Source organism: Nonlabens sp., assembly GCF_047636915.1.
Classification (GTDB): Bacteria; Bacteroidota; Bacteroidia; order Flavobacteriales; family Flavobacteriaceae; genus Nonlabens.
This window is the reverse complement of sequence record NZ_JBLIGN010000152.1, coordinates 1-3,225: the sequence shown is the minus strand read 5'-3', so window position 1 is coordinate 3,225 and position 3,225 is coordinate 1. Positions and strand designations below refer to the sequence as shown.

Genomic DNA, 3,225 nt, shown 5'->3' with positions numbered 1-3,225 from the left:
ATAAAAAAGTTTTCCACCGCTGGACATTCTTTCTACGATTACATGGACAAGGGACTCTATCTGAGGGATTGCTTTTTCTACTGCTGCCGCTACGGTCTGATCTTCTTTATTGATATCACGCAATAATTCTTCCACACTCTTCTTTTCCAGATGGTTGTAATGAGATTCTTGTTCTGTAATTTTTTTAAATGTCATAATAGAGGTTCTTTCGCAAAACTCAGAGGTATCATTTAATAAGAAATAGTTTCTAAAATTTCTAGTCCATACCCTATAATTCCTATGCGTTTACTTTGCTCAGAATTAGTCATTAATTTGAGTTTTGTAATGTGGAGGTCATGGAGAATTTGTGCTCCTATACCGTAATCTTTATTGTCTAAATTACGACGTGGCGCTTTAACCTCTCCGTTTTCTTGAAGACCTTTAAGTTGTTCTAATCTACCCAGCATGTTTTCTGGTTCAAACTGCTGATTGATAAAAACTATGGCTCCTTTTCCCTCTTTATTTAGAGTGTTGAACATGGCCTCTATTTTTCGGTCTGCCTCACTTGTCAATGTAGAAAAGAGATCGTTGTTCACCTGGGTGGAATTCATACGAGTAAGTACGGTTTCCTCTTGATTCCAGTCTCCTAACGTAAGAGCGAGATGAATTTGATTGTTAGTGGTTTGTTGATAGGCACGCAATCGGTATTCTCCAAATCTTGTTTTTAACATGAAATCTTCTTTCTTTACGATAAGACTGTCGTGTTTCATGCGGTAAGCGACCAGATCTTCTATAGAAACTAATTTTAGATCGTGCTGTTTTGCAACTTTAACGAGTTGGGGAAGACGCGCCATGCTGCCATCTTCGTTCATGATTTCAACGATAACTCCCACAGGTTCATGTCCAGCAAGTCTCGCAAAATCTATAGCGGCCTCTGTATGCCCCGTTCTTCTCAATACACCGCCGTCTTTTGCTTTTAATGGAAAGACATGTCCAGGTTTACTGAAATCATGGGGTTGTGTATCTGTTTGGACCATAGCTTGAATGGTTTTTGCTCTATCGCTGGCACTTATTCCAGTAGTAACTCCATGACCTCGTAAATCTATAGAAACGGTAAAAGCCGTCTCTAAAGGGTCAGAGTTATTATTGACCATCATGTTAAGTTCTAATTCTTTGCACCTGGATTGTGTAAGTGGTGCGCATATCAATCCCCGACCGTGTGTAGCCATGAAATTGATCATTTCTGGTGTAGCAGACCTTGCGCTGGCTAGAAAGTCACCTTCATTTTCACGGTTTTCATCATCCACTACGATGATTACCTTTCCATTTTTAATGTCTTCTATAGCATCTTCAATACGATCTAATTGTATGGTCGTTGAAGTTTTTTCTTGCATAATCATAAACCTAAATCCTTTAAGGACAAATATAAGTATTAAGCTATTGGGCTTGGAGTTTTTGGGTGTTTTTTAAACTTCGAGAACAGCTTTACCAAGCTGAAATCGTTATTAAAGATCCCTTGATCTGTAGTGGCTCTATAGGTGAGGTACATACCCATTGGGAAGATAATAAACGTGCTCATCCACGCACCTAACCAAGCTGGAAAGGCTCCTTCGGTAGCCGCTTTTTCTGCAAAAATACCTATAAAATGATACGTCAGAAAAAATAACGTAGCGATTACTAATGGAAGTCCCATTCCTCCTTTTCTGATGATGGCCCCTAAAGGGGCGCCTATAAAAAAGAGAATGATACAGGCGACACCCAGCACGTATTTTTTATGGATCTCAATCTCGTGTTTTGCCAGTCTCGTTTCTTCTCTTTTTATTTGTGATTCTCTGTTTTTAATGGCTGCTATCTGGCTGCGCATTTTTGATATGGCCACATCAACCGCTCTACGCTGGTCTGCTGTGTTTAAAGAAGCGAGTAAATCTATTGGGTTTTCTTTGATTGTATCTAATTCTATCCTGCGGTCTAAAGTTGTTGGTGACCAGGTATTGTGCTGGTTCGTTCTATAAATCTTATAATTATTAGTAAGGGCTAGTGAAAAAGTATCAATGCGATTGTACAGCTCATTTATTTTGAGCATTCTATGGTTATCAGTGACAGACTCGTCGTTTATATCTACTTTATTTAATTGAGAAACATCTATGTTGAGTGTATAACTATCAAAACTACTCTTTACAAAAGGCGAACTACTATTTTTTCTAGGCTGGACAAGATTTAGATCTTCATAATAGTTGCCTTCTTCTAGTACGAGCTGGATCACATTAGATTTTAAGGAACTTTTTAATTCACCTCTTTTACTTTTAATAACCGTATAATTTCCGTTTTTCCTCGCATTCTTTTTATGAATGATGACATCAGTAAGGAATTCACCGTTTTCACCAGACTTATCGGCCACCTTGATGTTGTAACTCCCCAGTTGATTAAAGGAACCTTCACTAATAGCCATCGCAGGTTTTATTTTTGCGATATTACCCCTCAGGTTTCTCTGTTTTAAATGTCCCCAAGGGATTACTGAATTGGCAAATAGGAAGGAAGTAATTCCTATGCCTAAAATAACTATAGTAAGTGATCTCATCGCTCGTTGTAGAGAGATACCGTTAGATTTCATAGCGGCAAACTCATAGTTTTCGGCCATACTTCCAAAAACTAAAATAGCTGCCAGCAATACACTTAAAGGCAATGCAATAGGTACCGCGACAGGTGTAGAGTAGTAGAGGAACTTAATAATCGTGGCCACGTCTAGATCTTTTCCGGCAAGCTCCTTAATGTACAGCCATATCGCTTGTAAAATAAGAATAAACATCAATACAATAAAGACGCTTAAAAACGTCTTTATGTATTGGTTTAAGATATAACGATCTAATATTTTCAAAGTATAACAAATGAATTTTTAAATGATGGAAAGGCCTTTTTTTTGTTAATTCATTTCTTGGATCACCCAATTTTTGTAAGAAGCAGCATCAAAGTTAAAAGAGTTCTTTGGTAATGGCTCATTGGTCTTTAAAGACTTTAAGGTAAAGGTAGCTGTAGTTCCAGAATTCTCTTTGATGATTGCTTTATAAATATGTTTGGTGTTTACGTCGATACCTAATAATATGCTCTTGTATTCAGAGGCCGATTTAATAGGCGTTAATTTAATAAATTGTATTTTTCTTCCTCCTTCATTTTGTATGATATCCCACTTTTTTGAATACCCTTTTTCATAAAAAGTAAGAATGTTAGAAGGTGTGATCATTTCACTAC

3 protein-coding genes and 1 pseudogene are annotated in these 3,225 nt (G+C 37.3%); all 4 read right to left on the bottom strand.

Annotation, left to right across the window (positions count from 1 at the left end; translation table 11 throughout):
* Positions 1–195 (bottom strand): annotated as a pseudogene (locus ACJAT0_RS13035) (N-acetylmuramic acid 6-phosphate etherase); the annotation flags it as partial.
* 35 nt (positions 196–230) lie between these two features.
* Positions 231–1,379, bottom strand: a complete 1,149-nt coding sequence (ribB, locus tag ACJAT0_RS13030; RefSeq protein ID WP_415182005.1) for a 3,4-dihydroxy-2-butanone-4-phosphate synthase — start codon at positions 1,377–1,379, stop codon at positions 231–233.
* Between the two features lie 32 nt (positions 1,380–1,411).
* Positions 1,412–2,854 (bottom strand): LptF/LptG family permease, encoded by a 1,443-nt coding sequence (locus tag ACJAT0_RS13025; RefSeq protein WP_415182004.1) that lies wholly within the window; start codon positions 2,852–2,854, stop codon positions 1,412–1,414.
* Positions 2,855–2,899: 45 nt separating this feature from the next.
* A partial coding sequence (locus ACJAT0_RS13020) for a LolA family protein (protein WP_415182003.1) occupies positions 2,900–3,225 on the bottom strand: 326 nt, incomplete at its 5' end.

What these genes read in the sequence shown, in the direction of transcription:
- ribB (WP_415182005.1), bottom strand. Translation starts at nt 1,379, where the DNA reads ATGATTATGCAAGAAAAAACTTCAACGACCATACAATTAGATCGTATT.